This window comes from Staphylococcus sp. EG-SA-2 (assembly GCF_017152085.1).
In genome coordinates this window covers 1-2103 of the sequence record NZ_JACYHC010000661.1, presented here as the reverse complement: position 1 = coordinate 2103, position 2103 = coordinate 1, and the positions used below count along the sequence as shown (strand labels likewise).

General features: G+C 36.5%; 1 protein-coding gene. It reads right to left on the bottom strand.

The genetic code is table 11. The features are described 5' to 3' along the window. A partial coding sequence (locus tag IDG60_RS11905; protein ID WP_206160734.1) for a GA module-containing protein occupies positions 1-2103 on the bottom strand: 2103 nt, incomplete at both ends.

Here is a 2103-nt window from a genome sequence, read left to right as displayed (position 1 = left end):
TGCTGTGTTAGCATTTTGTTTCGCTACTTCTAAATTATGATTACCGTTTAACTGCGTCTTCGCATTCGTTACTTGCGTTGCTGCATTTGTAACATCTGATGGTGTTAACGTTGGTGTTGGTGTACCATTAACGATACTTTCGGCAGCTGTCACTTTTTCATCATATGCTTGACGTTTATTCGCATCAGCATTGACATAGTTACCACTAGTTTTTGTGTCAGCTTTATCAGCAATAGCACGTTTTAAAGCTGTCATCGCAGTATTTATTTCAGTCGCAGTATGTTCAACACCATTTGCTGCAGATACGCGTCCTGCACTTGTTACTTGTGCTTTTAATGCTTCTTTTTGTTTTGTATTTAAGTCCGAAGCGTTTGTAATCGCTGTGTTAGCAGCCTGTTTCGCACGTTCTAAGTTTTGAATACCGTTTAATGCAGTATTTGCTTGTGCAACAGCTTGCATTGCTCTTTCAACATCTGCTTTAGGTGTATTACCGCCAGCTGTTTTATTTAAAATAGTTGCTGCTGCATTTACTGCTTGAGAATAAGCCGTTCGTTTAGCATCATCAGCATCTTGATAATTTTGACTTTGTAACGTCGTGTCTTTATCACGAATTGATGTTTCTAATTGACCCATAGCACCATCTAATTGTTGCGCTTTGGCTTTAACTGTATTAACACCTTCAACATTTGTTGCTTGTGTAATTTCATTATCTAACGCATTACGTTGTGCATTATTAATGTGTGTTAATGTACCTAACGTTTGTTTCGCAGCAGCTTTAGCTTCATTTAATTTCGCATCACCGTTCAACGCCGTCTTCGTACTGTTCACATTTTGTAATGCTTGTTCAACTGCTGCTTTGTCTACATTTTGACCACTAGCTTTTGTTAAAATTGCTTTCGCTGCATTTACAGCTTGATCATAAGCTGATTTCTTATTTGGCTCTGCATCTAGGTATTTCTGAGTTTGTTTTGTTTGTGTCTCATCATTGATACCATTTTGTAAACTATGCATTGCGTTATTTAATTCTGTTGCTTTGGCAGTTTCTTGATTTACACCAGCTACTGTAGTTGCACCATCAATGCTACGCGTTAACGCATCTTTTTGTGCATTGTTAATTGATGTTAAGTTATTTAAGTTGTTTTTCGCAGTTGTCTTAGCTTGAGCTAAGTTTTGCGCACCATTTAATGCATGTTCTTTAGTTGTCACTTGTGATGTTGCTTGCGTAATAGTATTTGGTTCCATCGTTGGGTTCGATGTTTGATTAATGATTGCTTTTGCTGCAGTAACTGCGCTGTCGTACTCGTTACGATTAGTTGGACTTGCGTCAGTGTAGTTTTGACCTGCTTTAATTGTTGCTTCATTCGCAATACTATCTCTTAAGCCTTTCATCGCTGTATTCAACGTTTGAGAACTATTTTTAACAGTTTGAACACCTTCTAATGTAGTTGCACTTTGAACTTGTTCTTTTAATTTTGCTTTTTGTGCATTATTCAATTGTGCTAAGCCATCAATTGTATTATTAGCATTTTCTTTAGCAACACGTAAGTTGTTATCGCCATTTAATGCTGTTTTAGCCGCATTGACTTGTGAAGTCGCACTATTTACATCATTGACTGTTAATGTCGCATTCGGTGTACCATTAATGATATTTTCAGCGTTAGTCACTTTTGAATCATACGCTTGACGTTTTTCTTGATCAGCATTGACATAATTACCGCTTGCTTTTGTTCTTTCTTTATCAGCAATAGCTGCTTTAAGTGCTGTCATCGCACCGTTCAATTCAGTAGCTGTATGTTGAACGTTATTTGCATCAGATACACGTTGTGCATTGTTAACTTGTGTTTTTAATGCATCTTTTTGTTTTTGGTTTAAGTCATGTGCGTTGTTAATTGTGTTCGTCGCATTTGTTTTAGCTTGAGCTAAGTTTTGTACACCATTTAACGCTGCTTTTGTTGTATTGACTTGATTTGCCATGCCATTAATCGCATTAGCATCCATATTTGGATTGTTCGTTGCATTAATAACACCATTTGCATTATTTACAGCAGTATTGTAATTATTTTTGTTGCTATCAGATGCATCAAGATAATTTTGACTTGTTTT